Here is a 20,401-nt window from a genome sequence, read left to right as displayed (position 1 = left end):
GCCGTGGCGTCATGGCTGGTGCTGTGCCGCTTCGTGCACTTTGCGGTGGTGCTGATCCTGGTGGGTGCCTGGGTGTTTCGCCCGCTGTTGCTGGGCCGTGATTCAGCACAGAACGGCCATGGCGCCGTGCATCGACAGCTCGATCGGCTCAGCCGCTGGCTGACGCTGATCGGCCTTTGCAGCGGCCTGTGCTGGCTGTTGCTGATCACCGCCAGCATGGCCGGCTCCTGGTCAGCGGCGCTGGACCCGGCGACCGTGCAATTGGTGCTGGGCAAGACCTTCTTCGGTCAGGTCTGGACCTGGCACCTGCTGCTCAATCTGCTGTTGCTGGGGCTGCTACTGACGCCGCTGGGTCGGCGCCTGCCGCTGCAACTGGGGCTCGGTGCCCTGCTCCTGGCCACCCTGGCTCCGGTGGGTCACGGCGCCATGCTCGATGGGCTGCAGGGGCAGATGCTGATCCTCAATCAGATCGTGCATTTAAGCTGTGTCGCCATCTGGTTGGGGGGCTTGCTGGTGTTGTTGCTGGTGTTGCGGCAACCCGCGGGGCTGTCTGTCGAGCCCTTGTTGAGGCGCTTCAGCGGCGTGGGTTATGGCCTGGTCAGCGGCTTGCTGCTAACCGGCCTGATCAACGTGCGAGTGCTCACCGGGCAATGGTGGCCGACGCCATTGTTCAGCGGCTTTGCCCTGATCCTGCTGATCAAGGTGCTGCTGGTGGCGGGCATGCTCGGGCTGGCGCTGTTCAACCGCTTGAGGACTCAAGGTTGCGACCAGCGCCTGGGGACCTTGCGCAGCAGCGTGCTGGTGGAGTGGTTGCTGGGCGTGGCGGCGGTGGCCGCTGTGTCGTTGCTGGGCACCTTGCCGCCGATGCAGGCGGCATAGCCTCCCGCGCAACGCGCCCCCTGTAGCCGCTGCCGCAGGCTGCGAAAAGGTCCGCAGGACCTTCAGCGATCTCAAGGCCTCCCCCTCCTGGTCTGGAGCATTGCGGTGGAGCGCCATCCTTGGCGTCTGCTGCGCAGCCGGTCGCAGCCTGCGGCAGCGGCTACAGAGGATCCGCGGCAAGAGGGGTCAAGGCGTGACGGAGGTGTCGATGCTGACCACCACCGATAACCCCGGCCGCAACCGCTCCAACTCCGGCTGATCCGGGTCGACGCTGATGCGCACCGGGACGCGCTGGGCAATCTTGACGAAGTTGCCGGTGGCGTTGTCGGCCTGCAACAAGGCGAATTCGGAACCGGTGGCCGGGGAAATCCGCTGCACCTTGCCGGTGAATCTGCGGTGGTTCAGGGCGTCCACGGTGAAGCTCACCGGCTGCCCGACCCGGACGTTGTCCATCTGGGTTTCCTTCATGTTGGCAATCACCCACAACTGGTTCGGCACCAGGGCCATCAGTTGCGCGCCGGAGTTGACGTAGGCCCCCAGGCGCACGCCGATCTGCCCCAGCTGGCCATCCCGCGGGGCGAGGATGCGGGTGTTGGACAGGTCGATGCGCGCCAGTTCCACCGCGGCCTCGGCGCTGGCCACCGCCGCTTCCAGGGAGCCGCGGTTGACGATCACGCTCTGCAGGTCCTGGCGGGCGATGTCCAGTTGCGCCTGGGCCTGAGCCACCGCGGCCTGGGTCTGGGCATTGGCCGCGCGGGTCACGTCCAGCTCACGCTGGGACACCGAACCGTCGGCGATCAGCGCCTGGTTGCGTTGCAGGTCGGCTGTGCTCTTGCGCGCCTGGGCCTGGCTGTCGACCAGGGCGGCCTGGCGCAGCTTGATCGTGGCTTCGGCGCTGTTGCGCTGCTGCAGGGCGTTGGCCAGGGCGGCCTTCTGCACCGCCAGTTGCGCCAGGGACTGGTCCAGGCGCTGGCGGTAGATGCGGTCGTCGAGACGCACCAGCAGGTCGCCGGCCTTGACCTGCTGGAAGTCCTGCACCGGCACTTCGAACACATAACCGCTGAGCTGCGGGCCGATGATGGTCACCTGCCCCCGCACCAGGGCGTTCTCGGTGCTTTCGATAGCGCTGGAGAACGGCGGCAGCTGCCAGGCGTAGAGCACGATCAGCACGCCGACGATGGCAATGGCGGCAAAGCCCAGGGACGAGAGGACGCGCACCGCCAGCGGGCGCGGCTCGGTGGCGGGCATGCTCGGCGGGCCGCCGGACTCCGGAGTCGAGGCGATGGCGTTGGTGGTGGGGTTGACGGTTTCGCTCATGAACTTGGGGCACCACTTTGTTGAACGGGAGCCGTGGGCGCGACCGCTCGGGTCGTGCTCATCAGCCACAGGCTGCGGATGAAGATCCAGAGCATGGTCAGCACGGCAATCACCGCGATCAGCATGAATACATCGTTATAGGCCAGCACGTTGGCCTCGCGGGTAGCGGCGCTGGCCAGGCTGCGAATGCCTTGCAGGGTGCGCAGGTCCGGGTCGGCGATGACCTTGCCGTAGGCCACGCCGCCGCTCTGCACCCGGGCCAGGACCTGGGGATCGAGCAGGGTCAACTGCTCGACGATATGGCTGGAATGGTACTTCTCGCGCACGATCTGGAAGGTCCCGAGCAAGGCCGAGCCGATCAGCCCGCCGAGGTTCTGGCAGATGCCGAACAGCACTGAGAAACTCACCAGGTTGCGCGGATTGGTCAGCACGTTGCGGGTGCCCAGGACCATGGTCGGGCCGAGAAAGAAGGTGCCGCCGAAGGCCAGCAGGAACTGGCTCAGGTACATGTTGGCCGGGCGCGTGAGGTTGCTGGAGAAGCTGTCCATCACCGAGCCCACGGCCATCAGCGCCAGGGAAATCACCAGCGGCATCAGCAGGTGCGCCGGGTTGATGGTCAGGGCGCTGGTGGCCAGCCCGGCGACGCTGCCCAGCAGCATCACCCCGTAGAGCAGGCGCATCTGCTCGCTGCTCATGTTCAGCGCCTGGAGAAAACCCACGGCGCCGGTGGACTGCTCGGACAACACCATGCGAATCAGGATCACCGCCAGCCCCAGGCGGATCATCGCCCCGCTGCCCAGCCAGCGGGTCATCAGCATCGGGTTGCTGCGGTTATGTTCGATGCACAGCCCGGCCAGGATCAGCACGATGGAGCCGGCGCTGGCGTAGCCGATCCACGGCGCTTCCAGCCACCAGTCGATGCGCCCCAGCGATAGCACCGCGCACAGCAGGGCAACGCCTGTGGCCAGCAAAGCGAAGGTCAGGAAGTCGAGTTTCTCGAAGGTGCGAAAACGGTCCCCCGGCGGCAGCTTGAGCAGAAACACGCAGCCCAGGGAGGTCAGCGCCAGGCCCAGTTCGAACAGGTACAGGCCGCGCCATTCGGCGATCTGCAGCAGGTCCTCGGAAAACAGCCGGGCCAGGGGCAAGGCCAGCTGCGAAGTGCCGAGCCCCAGCACCAGGGCCTTGAGCCGCCATTTCGCCGGAAAGGCCTGGACCATGTAGTACAGGCCCAGGGAACTGAGCGCGGCGCCGACCATGCCGTGGGCCGCGCGCACGGCGATGGCCGAACTCAGGTCGTTGACGAACAGGTGGCCGAAGGTCACCAGGGCGTAGAGCACCAGGAACACTTCGGTGAAGGCACGCAGGCCGAACTGCTGGCGAAACTTCACCAGCAGCAGGTTCATCGACACGTTGGTCATCACGTAGGCGGCCGGCAGCCAGGCCATTTCCGCGGTGGTCGCCCCCAGCGCCCCTTGCAGGTACGGCAGGTTGGCGATCACCAGCGAGTTGCCCAGGCCGCCGGTAATCGCCACCAGCAAACCCACCAGGGCGTAGGCCAGGCGCTTGTGGCGGGGATGCAGCGGTGTCGAGGGCGATCCGGGCAGGCTGGGCTTTTCGTGGGGCTGCCAGTTGCGCGGGGCGTAGTGATCCATGCCGTGACCTTGTGCTGTGCCGAGCGCTGTTGCAGCGCCGGGCGATGTTCCCGGTGGTCCGGCAGTGTGCCGGAAAATCCCGCGATCCAGGCAGCAGCGCTGCCCACCGGATGAATTTTATTTTATGGCGCTGGCGCCGGTGGCATTTTTTCGCAATCCTGCCCTCGCTGGCGCCCGGCGAAGCGGGCGTCGCCTGCCCTCGCCCACCGGAGCTCGCATGCCGCTGAACCTTCTAAACATGCCGCTGAACTTTCTCAAGATGCACGCCAATGGCGACGACTTCGTGCTGATCGATGCCCGTGGCCGCGACAACCCGATCAGCGCCGAACGGGCCCGGGCCCTGGGGGATCGTCGGCGCGGCATCGGTTTCAATCAGTTGGTGGTGCTGGGCGATTGCCAGGAGAGCGCGGCGCAACTGACCTTCTTCAATGCCGATGGTTCCAGCCTGGCTACCTGCGGCAGCGCGACTCGCGGCGCCGCCGACCTGCTGCTGAACGAAAGCGGGGCCACCTCGGTGCTGGTGAAAACCGCCCGCGGTCTGCAGCACTGCCTGCGCCTTGAGGATCAGTCGGTGTCCGTGGAGATGGGCCTGCCCTCATTCGACTGGCAGGCCATCCCCCTGGCTCGGAAGCTGGACAGCCTGCACCTGCCGCTGCCGGGAACGCCGGCGGCGTGCAGCATGGGCAATCCCCATTGCAGTTTTTTCGTCGAGGATCTGCAACCGCTGGACCTTGCCACGCTGGGTCCAAGGATCGAGAACGACCCGCTGTTCCCAGACAAGACCAATGTGCATGTGATCCAGGTGCTGGACCGGCACACCATCCGCTTGCGCATCTGGGAGCGCAACGGTGCCATTCCCCTGGGCTCCGGCTCCTGTTCCTGCGCCGCGGCGGTCAATGGCATCCGCCGTGGCTTGCTGGACAGCCCGGTGCGGGTACTGTGCGACGGTGGGCCGGTGACGGTGAGCTGGGACGGCCAGGGCAAGGTGCGCCTGGCCGGCAGTGTGACCCGGGTGTTCAGCGGGTCACTGTGAAGGGCTCTACATCCAGCCCAGCCACTTCCACCAGGTCAGGGCGAACACCAGCATCAGCAGGTAGCCGATCAGCGTCACCAGCAGCCCGACCTTGGCGAACTGCCGGGCATTGAAGGTCTCGGTACCCAGGCAGACCATGTTCTGCGGCGCGTTGATCGGCAGGATGAAACCGTAGCTGACGACAAAGCCCAGGAGCATGGTCATGCCCAGGCGGCTGAACTCGCCCGGTAGGGTCTGCAGCACGGCGATCAGGATCGGCAGCAAGGCCGAGGTCAGGGCCGTGGCACTGGCGAACCCCAGGTGAATGAGAATCAGGAACGCCGCGAGAATCGCGAACACCGCCAAAGGCCCGACCTGGTCCAGCCCGGTATGGGCCACCACCTGCCCGCCCAGCCATTGCCCGGCCTGGGTGCTGAGCAGCGCCGAACCGAGGCTGATGCCGACCCCGAAGACGATCACCGTGCCCCAGGGAATGCGCGACTGCACGTCCTTCCAGGTCATGATGCCGACTCGCGGCAACAGCAGGATGACCAGGCCGGCGTAGGTGGTGGTCGTGGTGTCGAAGGGATGCAGCTTGCCTTCGGTGGACCAGGCCAGGAGCAGCAGCAGGGACACCGCCAGCAGGCGCTTCTGCGGCCCGGTCATGGGCCCGATGTCCACCAGGGACTGGGCCACCGCTTCCTTGCCGCCGGGGATGCTGTCGGTTTCCGGCGGCAGCAGTTTGAGCACCAGCCACAGCAGCACCAGGGACATGATCACCGCCCAGGGCGCGCCGGCGATCAGCCAGTCGAGCCAGGCCACGCGCTGGCCGAGCATCTTGTCCATGAAGCCCACGGTCAGCAGGTTCTGCGCCGCGGCGGTCTGGATCCCGACGTTCCAGATGCTGGTGCCCTGGGCCACGACGATCATCAGCCCGGCGGCGATATTGGAGCGCTTGTCGACGCCGAAGGCGGCAATCACCCCCATCATGATCGGCACCACGCAGGCACTGCGCGCCGTGGCGCTGGGCACCAGCAGGCTGAGGAGGATGGTCACGGCGATGGCGCCGAGGAGGATGCGTCGGGTGCTGGTGCCGACCCGGGTCAGGGTCACCAGGGCGATGCGCCGGTCGAGGCCGGTGTGGGTCATGGCGGCGGCGATGAACAAAGCGCCGGCCACCAGGGCCAGGGCCGAGTTGGAAAACCCGGTGAGGGCCAGGCTGATGGCCGCCGAGCTGCCATAGAGTTGGGTCGGGTCCTGCAGGGTCGGCGCGGTGCCGATCAGGAAGGCCATCAGCGCGGTGATCATGATGGCGCTGGCCTCGTAGGACACCGCCTCGCTGATCCACACCACCACGGCAAATGCCAGGATCGCCAGCATCCGCTGGCCGGCCACCGGCAGGTCGGCGGGCAACGGCAACAGCAGCACGGCGACCAGCGCCAGTACGCCGATCAACAGCCCGACGGGCAAGCGCGCCCGAGCCTCGGAGGTTTGACTGACAGGGGAGTTCATGTGCGGGGTATTCCTTCTCCGGTTGGGCCTGTGCAGCATGCCGGTTTCTGCGGCAAACGGCCTTGATAGAGGTCAAGTCGGGCGGCCCGCGAGCCCTCTAGACTGCCGCAAAGACGCCTGCACAAGCACCTCGCCCGCACTGATCGAATGCCTGAGAAATCCAAAAAAAAAGAAGCACTCTTTTACATTTCTACAGATTTTTCACTTCAATGAGATCAGATTGGCATCAGGGCGACAGGGAGTCGAAGTATCAGTCGTATCACTCCAAAAAAGCAGGTGCCTTATGGTGACAAGAAACATGAAACTGACCTTGCGAGCGCTGCTCAGCTTCGGCTCGATCTGCGTTTTACTGGTAGGCCTGGGAGGGTTGTCCCTGTGGAAGATGGGACAGATCCATGATGCCGCGATCGACCTGCAAACCAACTGGCTGCCCAGCGTGCGACAAGCCACGCTGATCGAATCCAGCACCCTGCGCCTGCGTCTGGAAACGCTGCATTTCATCACCGAGAACAACGGCGAGAAAACCGCTTCGCGGGCACGTCTCGATGCCCTCAAGGACAACCTGAACCAGGCCATCAAGGACTATGCCGTGCTGGTTTCCAGCCCTCAGGAACAAGACATCTACGAGCGCGTGCGCAGTGGCGCCCAAGCCTATCTGGACAAGTTCGCGGTGCTGATGGAGAGCAGCAAGACCAGCACTTCGGAGGAAGCGGTCAACTATGCCAACCAGGTCACGGTGCCCCTGGCCAACACCCTGCAGACCAGCATCGATGAGCTGATCAAGCTCAACGAACGTGGCGCCGCCCAATCAGGCACCGACGCCGGAGCCCAGTTCAGCACCGGGCTGACCGTGACCAGCGTGATCATCGTCCTGGCCATCGTGCTCACCGCGCTGATCGCCCTGTTCTTCACCCGCAGCATCATCCTGCCGGTGCAGACCCTGCTGGCGACCACGCGAAAAATCGCCGAGGGCGATCTGCGCACCCAGGTGGAAGTCAGCGGCCAGGACGAACTCACCGAGCTGCAGACCGCCACCCGGGCCATGCTCGACAGCCTGAAGTCGACCATCCGCCACATTGCCGATTCCTCCACTCAACTGGCCTCGGCCGCTGAGGAAATGAGCGCCATCACCCGCGAGTCCAACGCCGGCATCCAGCAGCAGAGCATGGAGACCGAACAGGCCGCCACCGCGGTCAACGAGATGACCGCCGCCGTTGAGGAAGTGGCGCGCAACGCGGTGTCCGCCTCGCAATCGACCCAGGAATCCGAGCGCTCCGCCGGGCTGGGCAAAGAGCGGGTCGAGCAGACCATCCACTCCATCGAGAAGCTCACCGGCACGGTGGAAAACACCCGGGTGGAAATGGCCGGCCTGGCGCAACAGGCCCAGGACATCACCAAGGTCCTGGACGTGATCCGCGCCATTGCCGAGCAGACCAACCTGCTGGCCCTGAACGCCGCCATCGAGGCCGCCCGGGCCGGCGAGCAAGGCCGCGGCTTTGCCGTGGTGGCCGATGAAGTGCGCGCCCTGGCCCACCGCACCCAGCTTTCGACCCAGGAAATCGAGCAGATGATCCAGGGCATCCAGAGCGGGTCGAACAAAGCCATGCTGTCCATGCAACAGAGCAGCGAGGACGCCAGCCAGACCCTGGCCATCGCCCATGAAGCCGGCTCGGCCATCGGCCACATCACCCAGGCCATCAGCCACATCAACGAACGCAACCTGATGATCGCCACCGCCTCGGAGGAACAGGCCCAGGTGGCGCGCTCGGTGGATCAGAACCTGATGAGCATCCGCGACCTGTCGGTGCAGAGCTCGTCCGCCGCCAGCCAGACCTCCATCGCCAGCAGTGAACTGTCGAACCTGGCGATGGGTCTGAACAAGCTGGTGGCACGCTTCTCCCTGTGAGACGGGCCCAAGCCCGTATAGAAGTCAGGTAGAACAAGCGCTGGCGTGCTTCGCCGCTGATCGGTTCGGCAGGAACCTTTCAGCGGCGACCAGCCGGTGCCCTGAAATGGAGTGCTGGTCATGCTGAAACAAATCTCCATCCACCAGCTGCAAATGGGCATGTACATCCATCAATTCTGTGGTTCCTGGCTGGACCACTCGTTCTGGAAAGCCGGCTTCGTCCTCGACAGCCGTGACGACCTGCAACGCCTGCAACGCTCCAACCTGAGCAGCCTGTGGATCGACACCGCCAAGGGTCGCGACCTGCCCGAAGCCAGTTCGACGCCAGCGCCAGGCGCCCCGCCACTGCCACCGCTACAACCGGCCAGCACGAGCACACCCCGGGTGAGCATGGACGAGGAAGTCCAACGCGCGATCAAGCTCTGCGCCGAATCGCGCAAGGCGGTGATGGCGATGTTCCAGGAAGTGCGCATGGGCCAGGCCCTGGAGATGCAGCAAGCCGAGGAACTGGTGGTGCAGATGGGCGAGTCACTGCTGCGCCATCCCGATGCGCTGATCAGCCTGGCGCGCCTGAAGAGCTCCGATGACTACACCTACATGCATTCAGTGGCGGTGTGCGCGCTGATGCTGGCCACCGCCCGCCAGCTGGGCCTGTCGGAGGACTACATCCGCCTGGCGGGGATTGCCGGGCTGCTGCATGACGTGGGCAAGCTGACCATCCCCGACAGCATCCTCAACAAGCCGCAAAAACTCTCGGACAGCGAATTCGAACAGGTCAAGTTGCACCCCGAAGCCGGTGGCGCGATCCTGCGGCAAAGTCCTGACGTGGATGCGCTGGTGCTCGATGTGTGCCTGCATCACCACGAGAAAGCCGACGGCTCCGGCTATCCGCACCGGCTGGCGGGCAACCAGATCAGCCTGTTCGCGCAGATGGGCGCGGTGTGCGATGTGTACGACGCGGTGACCTCCAATCGCCCCTACAACCGAGGCTGGGACCCGGCCGAGGCGATCCAGCGCATGTCCACCTGGAAAGGCCACTTCGACCAGCGGGTGTTCCAGGCCTTCGTCAAGAGCGTGGGCATCTATCCGGTGGGCGCCCTGGTGCGCCTGGAAAGCGGACGCCTGGCGGTGGTGATCGAACAGAACCCCAAGTCGTTGCTCACGCCCAAGGTCCGGGTGTTCTTCTCCACCCGCTCCAACCTGCCCCTGGAGCAAAGCGTGGTCGACCTGGCCAAGGTCCAGGGCCAGGAGCGCATCCTGGCCCGCGAAGCCCCGCAAGACTGGGAGTTCAAGAACCTGGAGCGGCTCTGGAACCCGCTCCCGGCCTGAACCTCAGGTACCCAGGGTCAGGCCGTTGGCCGGCAGCGGCAGCGCGGTCTTGTAGCGCACCTGCTTGAGGGCGAAGCTGGAGCGGATGTTGGCCACCCCGGGCACCTTGGTCAGAAAGTCCATCATGAAGCGTTCCAGGGACTGGATGGTCGGCACCAGCACCCGGATCAGGTAATCCGGGTCGCCGGCCATCAGGTAGCACTCCATGACTTCCGGACGATCGGCAATGGCCTCTTCGAAGTGCTGCAAGGCCTCCTCCACCTGCTTCTCCAGGCTGACGTGAATGAACACGTTGACGTGCAGCCCCAAGAGGTCGGCATCCAGCAGGGTCACCTGCTCGCGAATCAGTCCCAACTCCTCCATGGCCTTGACCCGGTTGAAGCACGGCGTGGGCGAAAGATTCACCGAACGGGCCAGGTCGGCGTTGGTGATGCGGGCATTCTCCTGAAGACTGTTGAGAATGCCGATGTCGGTACGGTCCAGTTTACGCATGAGATAAAACAACCTTTTTTTTATGTTTATGCAGATTTTTTATCTGCAAATGATCTCAAGCGCAATGAAACAGAGATAAATATTCTCCTTCGCCCGGCCTATGATGTTTGTAGGACAAGATTTCTTTTACCCAGAGAATGACTGTCAGCTAGCGCGCCCAATTACAAGAAATCCACAAGATCGAGCGTAGAAAGCCATGACCACCGCGTATGAACCGCTACGCCTGCACGTTCCCGAACCCTCGGGCCGTCCCGGCTGCAAGACCGACTTCACCTACCTGCGTCTGAACGATGCCGGCCTGGCCCGCAAACCCCCTATCGATATCGAACCTGCCGAATGCGCCGACCTGGCCCGCGGCCTGATTCGCGTGCTCGACGACCAAGGCAACGCCCTGGGCGACTGGGCCGCGGACATGCCGCTGGAGATCCTGCGCAAGGGCATGCGCGCCATGCTCAAGACGCGGATCTTCGACAACCGCATGGTGGTCGCCCAACGGCAGAAGAAGATGTCCTTCTACATGCAGAGCCTGGGCGAGGAAGCCATTGGCAGCGCCCAGGCCCTGGCCCTGAACATCGACGACATGTGCTTCCCCACCTACCGCCAGCAGAGCATCCTGATGGCCCGGGAAGTGCCGCTGGTGGAAATGATCTGCCAACTGCTGTCCAACGAGCGCGATCCGCTCAAGGGGCGCCAGCTGCCGATCATGTACTCGGTGAAGGAATCCGGCTTTTTCACCATCTCCGGCAACCTGGCGACCCAGTTCGTGCAGGGCGTGGGCTGGGGCATGGCCTCGGCGATCAAGGGCGATACCAAGATCGCCTCGGCCTGGATCGGCGACGGCGCCACCGCCGAGTCGGACTTCCACACCGCCCTGACCTTCGCCCACGTGTACCGCGCGCCGGTGATCCTCAACGTGGTCAACAACCAGTGGGCCATCTCCACCTTCCAGGCGATTGCCGGCGGTGAAGCCACCACCTTCGCCGGACGCGGCGTGGGCTGCGGCATCGCCTCCCTGCGGGTCGACGGCAACGACTTCCTCGCGGTCTACGCCGCCTCGCGCTGGGCCGCCGAACGCGCCCGGCGCAATCTCGGGCCGACCCTGATCGAGTGGGTCACCTACCGCGCCGGCCCGCACTCCACCTCCGACGACCCGTCGAAATACCGTCCGGCCGACGACTGGAGCCACTTCCCCCTGGGCGACCCGATTGCCCGCCTCAAGCAGCACCTGATCAAGATCGGCCAGTGGTCCGAAGAGGAACACGCCGCGGTCAGCGCCGAGCTCGAAGCCCAGGTGATTGCCGCGCAGAAGGAAGCCGAGCAGTACGGCACCCTCGCCGGCGGCCAGATCCCCAGCGCCGCGACCATGTTCGAGGACGTCTACAAGGACATGCCCGAGCACCTGAAACGTCAACGCCAGGAACTGGGGGTCTGACATGAACGATCACAACAACAATATCCAGCTGGAAACCGCCATGACCACCACCACCATGACCATGATCCAGGCCCTGCGCTCGGCCATGGATGTGATGCTCGAGCGTGACGACAACGTGGTGGTGTTCGGCCAGGACGTCGGCTACTTCGGCGGCGTGTTCCGCTGCACCGAGGGCCTGCAGGCCAAGTACGGCACCTCGCGGGTGTTCGACGCGCCGATCTCGGAAAGCGGCATCGTCGGCGCGGCCATCGGCATGGGCGCCTACGGCCTGCGTCCGGTGGCGGAAATCCAGTTCGCCGACTACGTCTACCCCGCCTCGGACCAGATCATTTCCGAAGCCGCGCGCCTGCGCTATCGCTCCGCCGGCCAGTTCACCGCGCCGATGACCCTGCGCATGCCCTGCGGCGGCGGCATCTATGGCGGCCAGACCCACAGCCAGAGCATCGAGGCGATGTTCACCCAGGTCTGCGGCCTGCGCACCGTGATGCCCTCCAACCCCTACGACGCCAAGGGCCTGCTGATCGCCTCCATCGAAAACGATGACCCGGTGATCTTTCTCGAACCCAAGCGCCTGTACAACGGCCCGTTCGATGGCCACCACGATCGCCCGGTAACGCCGTGGTCGAAACACCCGGCGGCCCAGGTGCCGGACGGCTACTACAAGGTGCCGCTGGACGTGGCGGCCATCGCCCGTCCGGGCAAGGACGTCACCGTCCTCACCTACGGCACCACCGTCTATGTGTCGCAAGTGGCGGCCGAGGAAACCGGCATTGACGCCGAGGTCATCGACCTGCGCAGCCTGTGGCCCCTGGACCTGGACACCATCGTCAAGTCGGTGAAGAAGACCGGCCGTTGCGTGGTGGTGCACGAAGCCACCCGTACCTGCGGCTTCGGCGCCGAGCTGGTGTCGCTGGTGCAGGAGCACTGCTTCCACCACCTGGAAGCCCCGATCGAGCGCGTCACCGGTTGGGATACGCCGTATCCCCACGCGCAGGAGTGGGCATATTTCCCAGGGCCGTCCCGAGTGGGCGCGGCGCTGCAACGGGTCATGGAGGTCTGAATGGGCACGCACGTTATCAAGATGCCGGACATCGGCGAAGGCATCGCGGAAGTGGAACTGGCGCAATGGCACGTAAAAGTCGGCGACCAGGTAGTGGAAGACCAGGTCCTGGCGGACGTGATGACCGACAAGGCGATGGTCGATATCCCCTCCCCGGTGCACGGCACGGTCATTTCCCTGGGGGGCGAACCCGGTGAAGTGATGGCGGTGGGCAGCATCCTCATCAGCATCGAAGTCGAAGGCGCGGGCAACCTCAAGGAATCCGCCCAGGCCGCCGCGCCGGCGCAACAAGCGCCGGCCGCTATTAATAAGCCGGCTGCCGCGCCAGTGGCCGAAGCCCCCAAGGCGGAACAAGCCGTCGTCAGCCAAACAGCCGCCTGCCGCCCTGCGCCCCAGGCGCCGGTGGCGCGCCAGGCCGACGAACGCCCCCTGGCCTCGCCTGCGGTGCGCAAGCACGCCCTGGACCTGGGCATCCAGCTGCGCCTGGTGCAAGGCAGCGGCCCGGCCGGGCGCATCCTGCACGAAGACCTGGAGGCCTACCTGGCCCAGGACAGCCAGCCGCTCAAGGGCTATTCGGCCCCGGGCGCCGGCTATGCCGAACGCCACGACGAAGAGCAGATCCAGGTGATTGGCATGCGCCGCAAGATCGCCCAGCGCATGCAGGAATCCAAGCACCGCGCCGCGCACTTCAGCTATGTCGAGGAAGTGGACGTCACCGCCCTGGAAGAGCTGCGCATCCACCTCAATGAAAAACACGGCGCCAGCCGCGGCAAGCTGACCCTGCTGCCATTCCTGGTGCGGGCCATGGTCGTCGCCCTGCGCGACTTCCCGCAGATCAACGCCCGCTACGACGACGAAGCCCAGGTCATCACCCGCCACGGCGCGGTGCATGTCGGGGTCGCCACCCAGAGCGACGTCGGCCTGATGGTGCCGGTGGTACGTCACGCCGAAGCCCGCAGCCTGTGGGGCAACGCCGAGGAAATCTCGCGCCTGGCCAAGGCGGCCCGCAGCGGCAAGGCGGCCCGGGATGAACTGTCCGGCTCCACCATCACCCTCACCAGCCTCGGCGCCCTGGGCGGGATTGTCAGCACCCCGGTGCTGAACCTGCCGGAAGTGGCGATTGTCGGGGTCAACCGCATCGTCGAGCGGCCGATGGTGATCAAGGGCCAGATCGTGATCCGCAAGATGATGAACCTTTCCAGCTCCTTCGATCACCGGGTGGTCGACGGCATGGACGCTGCGCAATTCATCCAGGCCATTCGCGGCCTGCTCGAACAACCCGCCACGCTGTTTGTGGACTGACTTTCAGAGGAGCAGGCATGCAACAGACTCTCAACACCCAACTGCTGATCATCGGCGGCGGGCCTGGCGGTTACGTGGCGGCGATCCGTGCTGGCCAGCTGGGCATTTCCACCATCCTGGTGGAAGGCCAGGCCCTGGGCGGCACCTGCCTGAACATCGGCTGCATCCCGTCCAAGGCGCTGATTCATGTGGCCGAGCAGTTCCACCAGACCCGCCACCACAGCCAGGGCTCGGCCCTGGGCATCGAAGTGGCGGCGCCAACCCTGAACATCGGCAAGAGCGTGGAATGGAAGGACGGCATCGTCGACCGCCTGACCACCGGGGTCGCCGCGCTGCTGAAGAAAAACAAGGTCCAGGTGATTCACGGCTGGGCCAGGGTCATCGACGGCAAGACCGTGGAGATCGAAGGCGCCGAGACTCGCATCCACTGCGAGCACCTGTTGCTGGCCACCGGTTCGAAGAGCGTCAACCTGCCGATGCTGCCCATCGGCGGGCCGATCATCTCCTCCACCGAGGCCCTGGCGCCCAAGACCCTGCCCAAGCGCCTGACCGTGGTCGGCGGCGGCTACATCGGCCTGGAACTGGGCATTGCCTACCGCAAGCTCGGGGTCGAGGTCAGCGTGGTCGAGGCCCAGGAACGCATCCTGCCGGCCTATGACGCCGAACTGACCCAGCCGGTGCTCGAATCGGTGAAGCACTTGGGCATCAAGCTCTACCTCAAGCACAGCGTGCTGGGCTTCGATGCCGCCAGCAGCAGCCTGCAGGTGCGCGAGCCCAACGGCGACACCCTGAACCTGGCCACCGACCAGGTGCTGGTGGCGGTGGGTCGCAAACCCAACACCCAGGGCTGGAACCTGGAAAGCCTGAACCTGGACATGAACGGCGCGGCGATCAAGATCGACCACCGCTGCCAGACCAGCATGCGCAACGTCTGGGCCATCGGTGACCTCAGCGGCGAACCCATGCTCGCGCACCGGGCCATGGCCCAGGGCGAGATGGTCGCCGAGCTGATCGCCGGCAAGCACCGCGAGTTCAACCCGGCGGCGATCCCGGCGGTGTGTTTCACCGACCCGGAACTGGTGGTGGTGGGCAAGACTCCGGACGAGGCCCGCGCTGCCGGGCTGGATTGCATCGTCAGCAGCTTCCCGTTCGCGGCCAATGGCCGGGCCATGACCCTGGAAGCCAAAAGCGGTTTCGTGCGGGTGGTGGCCCGAAGTGACAATCACCTGATTGTCGGCTGGCAGGCGGTGGGGGTCGGGGTGTCCGAATTGTCCACGGCGTTTGGCCAATCCCTGGAAATGGGCGCGCGCCTGGAAGACATCGGCGGCACCATCCACGCCCACCCGACCCTGGGTGAAGCGGTCCAGGAAGCGGCGCTGCGGGCCTTGGGCCACGCCCTGCACCTGTAACCATTCAAGGGGCACACAGGACAGCGCCCAGGTAGGAGCGAGCTTGCTCGCGAAAGAGCTGGCGGGGATAGCCAAGCGTTCGCGCCGGGACCTTCGCGAGCAAGCTCGCTCCTACAGGGGGTATGGGGCTGTTATGGAGGAAGCTTCATGAGCAGGCCAAGTTTTTTGCGCACCCTCCCATCGTCCGGGATGCGGTGCGCCCCCGGAATGCAGTATTGTTGTGCCCATCCAAAAAAACGTCAGAAGCCTTGAGCCGTTCCGACGGTTGTTAAGCGATAGAGGGTGTCATGGGTAACGAAAGCATCAATTGGGACAAGCTGGGTTTTGACTACATCAAGACAGACAAGCGCTATCTGTCGCACTGGCGTAACGGCGAGTGGGACGCAGGCACCCTGACCGAAGACAACGTGCTGCACATCAGCGAGGGCTCCACCGCCCTGCACTACGGTCAGCAATGCTTCGAAGGCCTCAAGGCCTACCGCTGCAAGGACGGCTCGATCAACCTGTTCCGTCCTGACCAGAACGCCGCGCGCATGCAGCGCAGCTGCGCCCGCCTGCTGATGCCGCAGGTGTCCACCGAACAGTTCATCGAAGCCTGCAAGGCCGTGGTCAAGGCCAACGAGCGCTTCATTCCGCCGTACGGCACCGGCGGCGCGCTGTACCTGCGTCCGTTCGTGATCGGCGTGGGTGACAACATCGGCGTGCGCACCGCGCCCGAGTTCATCTTCTCGATCTTCGCCATCCCGGTCGGCGCCTACTTCAAGGGCGGCCTGACCCCACACAACTTCCTGATCTCCAGCTACGACCGCGCGGCCCCGCAAGGCACCGGCGCGGCCAAGGTCGGTGGCAACTACGCTGCCAGCCTGATGCCCGGCTCCCAGGCCAAGAAAGCCAGCTTCGCCGACTGCATTTACCTCGACCCGCTGACCCACAGCAAGATCGAGGAAGTCGGTTCGGCGAACTTCTTCGGCATCACTCACGATGACAAATTCGTCACCCCCAACTCGCCATCGGTGCTGCCAGGTATCACCCGCCTGTCGCTGATCGAGCTGGCCAAGACCCGCCTGGGCCTGGAAGTGGTCGAAGGCGACGTGTTCATCGACAAGCTCTCGGACTTCAAGGAAGCCGGCGCCTGCGGCACCGCCGCGGTGATCACCCCGATCGGCGGCATCCAGTACCAGGACAAGCTGCACGTGTTCTACAGCGAAAAAGACGTCGGCCCGATCACCCAGAAGCTCTACAAAGAGCTGACCGGCGTGCAGACCGGCGACGTGGAAGCGCCAGCGGGCTGGATCGTCAAGGTCTGATTCGCCCCCTGCTGCACCCCAGCCCGCCCCTGCTTGCCAGCGGCGGGCTTTTTCATGCCTGGAGACTGCAGGATGCCTGCCGAAGGCGGGGCTCCCCCCTCAGAGGCTGATACCGAACGACATCAGCACCTGTTGCGTTCCATCCACCACCAGCAGTGCAGCCCGGGACGCCATCAAGGTGTAGAGAAAACTCGTGATCAGCACACAGAGTTCGAACCAGACGAACATCGGCCAGTCGCTGGCTCGCAGCGGTCGCCCCTGCATGAGCCACTCCATTCGATTGCGTGGCAGGTGATAAACAAGTTCAAAAATCTTCAGCTCGCGAAACTGCTTGATCACCGCGTGTATCACCCCCATCGCAGTGACTATCGCGATACACCAGAACACAACGAACTCAACCCCTTTGTTCCCGTACCCGCCAAGACTGACTGTCTGTTGAAAAAAGGCGAGGCCGACCCCCGATACCACAGGCCCAACTACCCAGGCGTAAATCACCAACCCCAGGCTGGCCATGGCCACACCACTGGCAAAGACACTGATGCGAACCACCCAGGCCAGGAACCCTGGGGAAAACTTCGAATAGGCCCTCTGGGTCTCGATCACCAGCAAGGGGATCAGCATGGTCAGCACTCCAACCGCGATGTCCACGACTTTGAACCCGGTCTTGGGCAGCAGCAGCGCCGCCAGGAAGGTCACGCCGCGGCTGCCCACCCGCCACATCATCTTGGCGTCGTCAGTCACTGCCTTCGACCAGAACTCCTCGGTAATGCCCTTGCCGTCATCCACACCGTCATCCATTGACTGCCTGCCTCATTGTTCAAAGCCGCGCATTGCCAGGGAAGGCCCTGGCGTCTGCCCAGCGCTATCACTGCGCACCTGAGCGATCCGCTTGCCTGGCCGCGCTGCCACCTGGCTGGCCTGGCCGTCGCGCTGCTTGCCGTGGCGCGCTTCGCTGATCAGCGCCGGAATCAGCGGCCCCTCCGGCAGGTGCTTCCAGAACCGGGTCGGCAAATGCCCCTGCATGACCCTGGGGTTGAGCCGCGCCGGGTTGAAGATGTGGCTGTAATAGGCCAGCCACAGCTCACTCCCGGGGTCGTCGCCGGCCTGGGCCAGTTGCTGCCAGCCACGGGGGCAATGGCGCTGGTGGTGCAGTTGCTCGCCATCGAAGTACACCCCGTCCCGGGGCGTGGCAATCATCCAGCGGTGGCGCCCCATGCGTCCGATGAAGTGCCGGCTGGCGTGGGCCAGGATGTCGTGGGCCGGCTCGTGCCAGGCCACGTATTCGGGTTGCTCGGCCAGGCGCGAGCGGCCCTCGGGCAGCCGGACAAATCGCACGAAGGCATGCAGGTGATGGGCCTCGCGGTCCACCTGCTTGATCCGCCGCTGCAACTCGCTGCCCAGTTGATCGCCGCTGAGCATGGCCGTGCGGTCGCCATGGCTGACCCGCCACAGCACCTCGTAGAGCAGGCTCCAGCGCTGCTCGCCGCGGTAGCAGGCGGCTCGCTGCAACAGCTCCAGCAGGGCCTGGGGAATGCGCGCGCGAAAGGGCCCCGGCTGTTCGGGGCAGCTCTCGTCGCTGGCGAACAGGTCGGCCTCCCGGGTCCCGGCCCAGCTGACCCGGCTCGGGTCGATGGAGTGGCTGAGCAGCCAGCGTGCCTGCTGGCGCCAGGTGTCGAACAAGTCGTCGCAATCCAGGCTGATCATCCCCAGAGCCCCATCTGCTGCGGTTGCGGCCGGTCCCGCAGTTGCTGATAGAGCAGCGCGCTGCTGGTTTCCGCCTGCTGCGGGTGATAGTCGCTAGTGATGAAGAACGGCTTGGCCTTGCTCAGCACGCAGCGCATGCGCGCCAGGTCCTCGAAGCGGATGCGCCGCTCGCGGCGCAGTTCCACCAGGCGCTGGGTGGTGCGCAGGCCGATCCCCGGAATACGCGAGATCAGCGCCGGTTCGGCGCGGTTCAGGTCCAGGGGAAACAGGCTGCGGTTATCCAGGGCCCAGGCCAGCTTGGGGTCGATATCCAGGGCCAAGTGCCCCGGTCCCTTGAAGAGTTCGTTGGCGCTGAAGCCATAGCCGCGCAGCAGGAAGTCGGCCTGGTACAGGCGGTGCTCGCGCATCAGCGGCGGCGCGGCCAGGGGCACGCTTTTCGGGCTGTCGGGAATCGGGCTGAACGCCGAGTAATAGACCCGGCGCAGGCGGAAGTTGCCGTACAGCGACTCGGCGCTGTGGAGGATGGTGCTGTCATCGGTGTCGTCGGCACCGACGATCATCTGGGTGCTCTGCCCGGCGGGGGCGAAACGCGGCGCCCGGGGTTCGTTGAGCACGGTCTGCTCGCCGGTATAGATGGTGCCCATGGCCTGCTTGATCGAGCCCAGGTGTTTTTCCGGGGCCAGGGCCTTGAGGCCCTGGTCGGTGGGCAATTCGACATTGACGCTGAGGCGGTCGGCATAGCGCCCGGCTTGCTCGATCAGCAGCGGGTCGGCGTCGGGGATGGTCTTGAGGTGGATGTAGCCGCGAAACTCGTGCTCCTCGCGCAGCAGCCGGGCCACCCGCACCAGTTGCTCCATGGTGTAGTCCGCCGAGCGGATGATGCCGGAGCTGAGGAACAGCCCGCTGACGCAATTGCGCCGGTAGAAATCCAGGGTCAGGCGCACCACTTCCTCGGGGCTGAAGCGTGCCCGGGGCACATCGCTGGAGCGGCGGTTGACGCAGTACTGGCAGTCATACAGGCAGAAGTTGGTCAGCAGCACCTTGAGCAGCGAGACGCAACGCCCGTCCGGCGTGTAGCTGTGGCAGATGCCCATGCCATTGCTCGAGCCCAACCCGCTTCGGCCTTCCGAGCTGCGCTTGGGCGCGCCGCTGCTGGCGCAGGAAGCGTCGTACTTGGCGGCGTCGGCGAGGATGCTCAGCTTGTCGATCAATTGCATGGCAAGGCCCTGATACTGTTTTTATATACAGTACAGAGTACCACCCCGGGCCCACAAGGGACTTGGCAGGTAGACGTCGAAAAAAATCTCGGCACAGCCCGCCGGCCACCAGCAACCAGGGCAGAAAGCCCCTAAGATACGCCCCCGCTTCCCCCTCCCTTTGGAAAGGACCCCGTCCATGCACCGTTTCTATCGTTTCTGCCTGCTTGGCGCCGTATGGCTGTCGACCTTCGCGGCCAGCGCCGCGCCAGTGGACCCGGCCCTGGTCGAGGGGATTTCCGCCAAGGTCCAGGCCCGGCAAGACTGGCAAGCCCAGGCCAGGCAATGCCCCAGCGACAACATGCCGGCCAGGACCGCGACACGGGCCACGCAGGCCAACCGCTGCGAAACCCCGGAGCAGCTGGGCGCCTGCCTGCAGCGCTGCGAAGCCGGCGACGGCAACGATTGCTACTGGCTGGCCACCACCCTGCAACAGGCCAAAGGCCCCGCCGCAGGCTATGAACCGCTGTACCAGCGCGCCTGCAGCCTGGGGCTGGTTTCCGGGTGCACCAACCGCGCCGCCGGCATGCTCACCGCCGACGCCGACAACCAGGCTACCCGGCACTGTGCGGTGCAGACTTTCAACAAGGCCTGTGAGCTGAATGATCCCTGGGCCTGCACCATGTACGGCTTCCACCTGAGCCGGGGCATCGGCGTAGCGCCCGACGCCGACCTGGCGCTGAAGGTGCTGGATAAATCCTGCAAGTACGGCCCCGCCGACCCGGCCTGCAGCGGCGCTCGCCAGTTGCAGGAAGAAATCCGCGAGGCCATTCGCGCGGCGCGGCCCTGACAGCGTTCGGGGGATGCTTTCGCCGGCCAGTCGGCTGCTGCG

At 65.1% G+C, this 20,401-nt stretch carries 17 protein-coding genes; 10 read left to right on the top strand and 7 right to left on the bottom strand.

The features are described 5' to 3' along the window. Positions 1-3 precede the first annotated feature (3 nt). Complete coding sequence (gene copD, locus POS17_RS12595) at positions 4-879, top strand: copper homeostasis membrane protein CopD (RefSeq protein ID WP_060838854.1); 876 nt, start codon at positions 4-6, stop codon at positions 877-879. Between the two features lie 186 nt (positions 880-1,065). Here the strand turns inward: copD and POS17_RS12590 are convergent, their stop codons facing one another. Continuing rightward, the gene (locus tag POS17_RS12590) at positions 1,066-2,196 is read right to left on the bottom strand and encodes an HlyD family secretion protein (protein WP_060838853.1); all 1,131 of its coding nucleotides are present in this window, start codon (positions 2,194-2,196) and stop codon (positions 1,066-1,068) included. Then, positions 2,193-3,848 (bottom strand): MFS transporter, encoded by a 1,656-nt coding sequence (locus tag POS17_RS12585; protein ID WP_060838852.1) that lies wholly within the window; start codon positions 3,846-3,848, stop codon positions 2,193-2,195. Before POS17_RS12585 ends, POS17_RS12590 begins: the two co-directional genes overlap by 4 nt. A 238-nt stretch (positions 3,849-4,086) precedes the next feature. On the opposite strand from POS17_RS12585, the gene dapF reads away from it, so the two are divergent. Next, positions 4,087-4,881, top strand: coding sequence for a diaminopimelate epimerase (gene dapF, locus POS17_RS12580; RefSeq protein WP_060841924.1), 795 nt, complete (start codon positions 4,087-4,089; stop codon positions 4,879-4,881). Positions 4,882-4,887: 6 nt separating this feature from the next. On the opposite strand, the gene POS17_RS12575 is transcribed toward dapF, so the two are convergent. After that, a complete protein-coding gene (locus tag POS17_RS12575) occupies positions 4,888-6,372 on the bottom strand; it encodes a DASS family sodium-coupled anion symporter (protein ID WP_060838851.1) in 1,485 nt (494 codons plus the stop codon). On the opposite strand from POS17_RS12575, the gene POS17_RS12570 reads away from it, so the two are divergent. Next, on the top strand, positions 6,371-8,278 hold the full coding sequence (locus tag POS17_RS12570) for a methyl-accepting chemotaxis protein (RefSeq protein ID WP_442963162.1): 1,908 nt from the start codon (positions 6,371-6,373) through the stop codon (positions 8,276-8,278). The two genes, POS17_RS12575 and POS17_RS12570, sit on opposite strands and share 2 nt — an antisense overlap. Before the next feature lie 120 nt (positions 8,279-8,398). Further along, complete coding sequence (locus POS17_RS12565; protein ID WP_060838849.1) at positions 8,399-9,607, top strand: HD-GYP domain-containing protein; 1,209 nt, start codon at positions 8,399-8,401, stop codon at positions 9,605-9,607. A gap of 3 nt (positions 9,608-9,610) precedes the next feature. Here the strand turns inward: POS17_RS12565 and bkdR are convergent, their stop codons facing one another. Then, on the bottom strand, positions 9,611-10,099 hold the full coding sequence (bkdR, locus tag POS17_RS12560; protein WP_060838848.1) for a Bkd operon transcriptional regulator BkdR: 489 nt from the start codon (positions 10,097-10,099) through the stop codon (positions 9,611-9,613). Between the two features lie 196 nt (positions 10,100-10,295). Between bkdR and POS17_RS12555 the strand changes: the two genes are divergently transcribed. The 5 genes from POS17_RS12555 to POS17_RS12535 all read left to right on the top strand — a co-directional run bounded on the left by POS17_RS12555 (position 10,296) and on the right by POS17_RS12535 (position 16,609). Further along, positions 10,296-11,531, top strand: coding sequence for a 3-methyl-2-oxobutanoate dehydrogenase (2-methylpropanoyl-transferring) subunit alpha (locus POS17_RS12555; protein WP_060838847.1), 1,236 nt, complete (start codon positions 10,296-10,298; stop codon positions 11,529-11,531). A gap of 1 nt (position 11,532) precedes the next feature. Beyond that, complete coding sequence (locus POS17_RS12550; RefSeq protein ID WP_047303847.1) at positions 11,533-12,591, top strand: alpha-ketoacid dehydrogenase subunit beta; 1,059 nt, start codon at positions 11,533-11,535, stop codon at positions 12,589-12,591. After that, a complete protein-coding gene (locus POS17_RS12545) occupies positions 12,592-13,893 on the top strand; it encodes a dihydrolipoamide acetyltransferase family protein (RefSeq protein WP_060838846.1) in 1,302 nt (433 codons plus the stop codon). A 17-nt stretch (positions 13,894-13,910) separates the two neighbouring features. After that, a complete protein-coding gene (lpdA, locus tag POS17_RS12540) occupies positions 13,911-15,302 on the top strand; it encodes a dihydrolipoyl dehydrogenase (protein ID WP_060838845.1) in 1,392 nt (463 codons plus the stop codon). A gap of 287 nt (positions 15,303-15,589) precedes the next feature. Continuing rightward, positions 15,590-16,609: a branched-chain amino acid aminotransferase gene (locus POS17_RS12535; RefSeq protein ID WP_015635266.1), complete on the top strand. Its 1,020-nt coding sequence runs from the start codon at positions 15,590-15,592 to the stop codon at positions 16,607-16,609. Between the two features lie 99 nt (positions 16,610-16,708). On the opposite strand, the gene POS17_RS12530 is transcribed toward POS17_RS12535, so the two are convergent. Genes POS17_RS12530 through POS17_RS12520 form a run of 3 tightly spaced genes read right to left on the bottom strand, consistent with a single transcriptional unit; the run spans position 16,709 to position 19,530 of the window. Then, entirely contained in the window at positions 16,709-17,407 is a 699-nt protein-coding gene (locus POS17_RS12530; RefSeq protein ID WP_060838844.1) for a hypothetical protein, read from the bottom strand. A 12-nt stretch (positions 17,408-17,419) separates the two neighbouring features. Next, complete coding sequence (locus POS17_RS12525) at positions 17,420-18,313, bottom strand: TIGR03915 family putative DNA repair protein (RefSeq protein ID WP_060838843.1); 894 nt, start codon at positions 18,311-18,313, stop codon at positions 17,420-17,422. Continuing rightward, positions 18,310-19,530: a putative DNA modification/repair radical SAM protein gene (locus POS17_RS12520; protein WP_060838842.1), complete on the bottom strand. Its 1,221-nt coding sequence runs from the start codon at positions 19,528-19,530 to the stop codon at positions 18,310-18,312. Before POS17_RS12520 ends, POS17_RS12525 begins: the two co-directional genes overlap by 4 nt. A 178-nt stretch (positions 19,531-19,708) precedes the next feature. On the opposite strand from POS17_RS12520, the gene POS17_RS12515 reads away from it, so the two are divergent. Further along, entirely contained in the window at positions 19,709-20,359 is a 651-nt protein-coding gene (locus POS17_RS12515) for a sel1 repeat family protein (RefSeq protein WP_060838841.1), read from the top strand. The last annotated feature ends 42 nt before the right edge of the window (positions 20,360-20,401 follow it).

Source organism: Pseudomonas sp. Os17 (assembly GCF_001547895.1).
In the GTDB taxonomy this organism is placed as follows: Bacteria; Pseudomonadota; Gammaproteobacteria; order Pseudomonadales; family Pseudomonadaceae; genus Aquipseudomonas.
Note: the sequence above shows the minus strand (reverse complement) of the source record. Positions and strands in the feature narration are given on the sequence as shown.

What these genes read in the sequence shown, in the direction of transcription:
- POS17_RS12515 (WP_060838841.1), top strand. Translation starts at nt 19,709, where the DNA reads ATGCACCGTTTCTATCGTTTCTGCCTGCTTGGCGCCGTATGGCTGTCG.
- lpdA (WP_060838845.1), top strand. Translation starts at nt 13,911, where the DNA reads ATGCAACAGACTCTCAACACCCAACTGCTGATCATCGGCGGCGGGCCT.
- POS17_RS12525 (WP_060838843.1), bottom strand. Translation starts at nt 18,313, where the DNA reads ATGATCAGCCTGGATTGCGACGACTTGTTCGACACCTGGCGCCAGCAG.
- POS17_RS12545 (WP_060838846.1), top strand. Translation starts at nt 12,592, where the DNA reads ATGGGCACGCACGTTATCAAGATGCCGGACATCGGCGAAGGCATCGCG.
- dapF (WP_060841924.1), top strand. Translation starts at nt 4,087, where the DNA reads ATGCCGCTGAACTTTCTCAAGATGCACGCCAATGGCGACGACTTCGTG.
- POS17_RS12550 (WP_047303847.1), top strand. Translation starts at nt 11,533, where the DNA reads ATGAACGATCACAACAACAATATCCAGCTGGAAACCGCCATGACCACC.
- POS17_RS12535 (WP_015635266.1), top strand. Translation starts at nt 15,590, where the DNA reads ATGGGTAACGAAAGCATCAATTGGGACAAGCTGGGTTTTGACTACATC.
- POS17_RS12575 (WP_060838851.1), bottom strand. Translation starts at nt 6,372, where the DNA reads ATGAACTCCCCTGTCAGTCAAACCTCCGAGGCTCGGGCGCGCTTGCCC.
- POS17_RS12570 (WP_442963162.1), top strand. Translation starts at nt 6,371, where the DNA reads ATGTGCGGGGTATTCCTTCTCCGGTTGGGCCTGTGCAGCATGCCGGTT.
- POS17_RS12530 (WP_060838844.1), bottom strand. Translation starts at nt 17,407, where the DNA reads ATGGATGACGGTGTGGATGACGGCAAGGGCATTACCGAGGAGTTCTGG.
- POS17_RS12555 (WP_060838847.1), top strand. Translation starts at nt 10,296, where the DNA reads ATGACCACCGCGTATGAACCGCTACGCCTGCACGTTCCCGAACCCTCG.
- POS17_RS12585 (WP_060838852.1), bottom strand. Translation starts at nt 3,848, where the DNA reads ATGGATCACTACGCCCCGCGCAACTGGCAGCCCCACGAAAAGCCCAGC.
- bkdR (WP_060838848.1), bottom strand. Translation starts at nt 10,099, where the DNA reads ATGCGTAAACTGGACCGTACCGACATCGGCATTCTCAACAGTCTTCAG.
- POS17_RS12520 (WP_060838842.1), bottom strand. Translation starts at nt 19,530, where the DNA reads ATGCAATTGATCGACAAGCTGAGCATCCTCGCCGACGCCGCCAAGTAC.
- POS17_RS12590 (WP_060838853.1), bottom strand. Translation starts at nt 2,196, where the DNA reads ATGAGCGAAACCGTCAACCCCACCACCAACGCCATCGCCTCGACTCCG.
- POS17_RS12565 (WP_060838849.1), top strand. Translation starts at nt 8,399, where the DNA reads ATGCTGAAACAAATCTCCATCCACCAGCTGCAAATGGGCATGTACATC.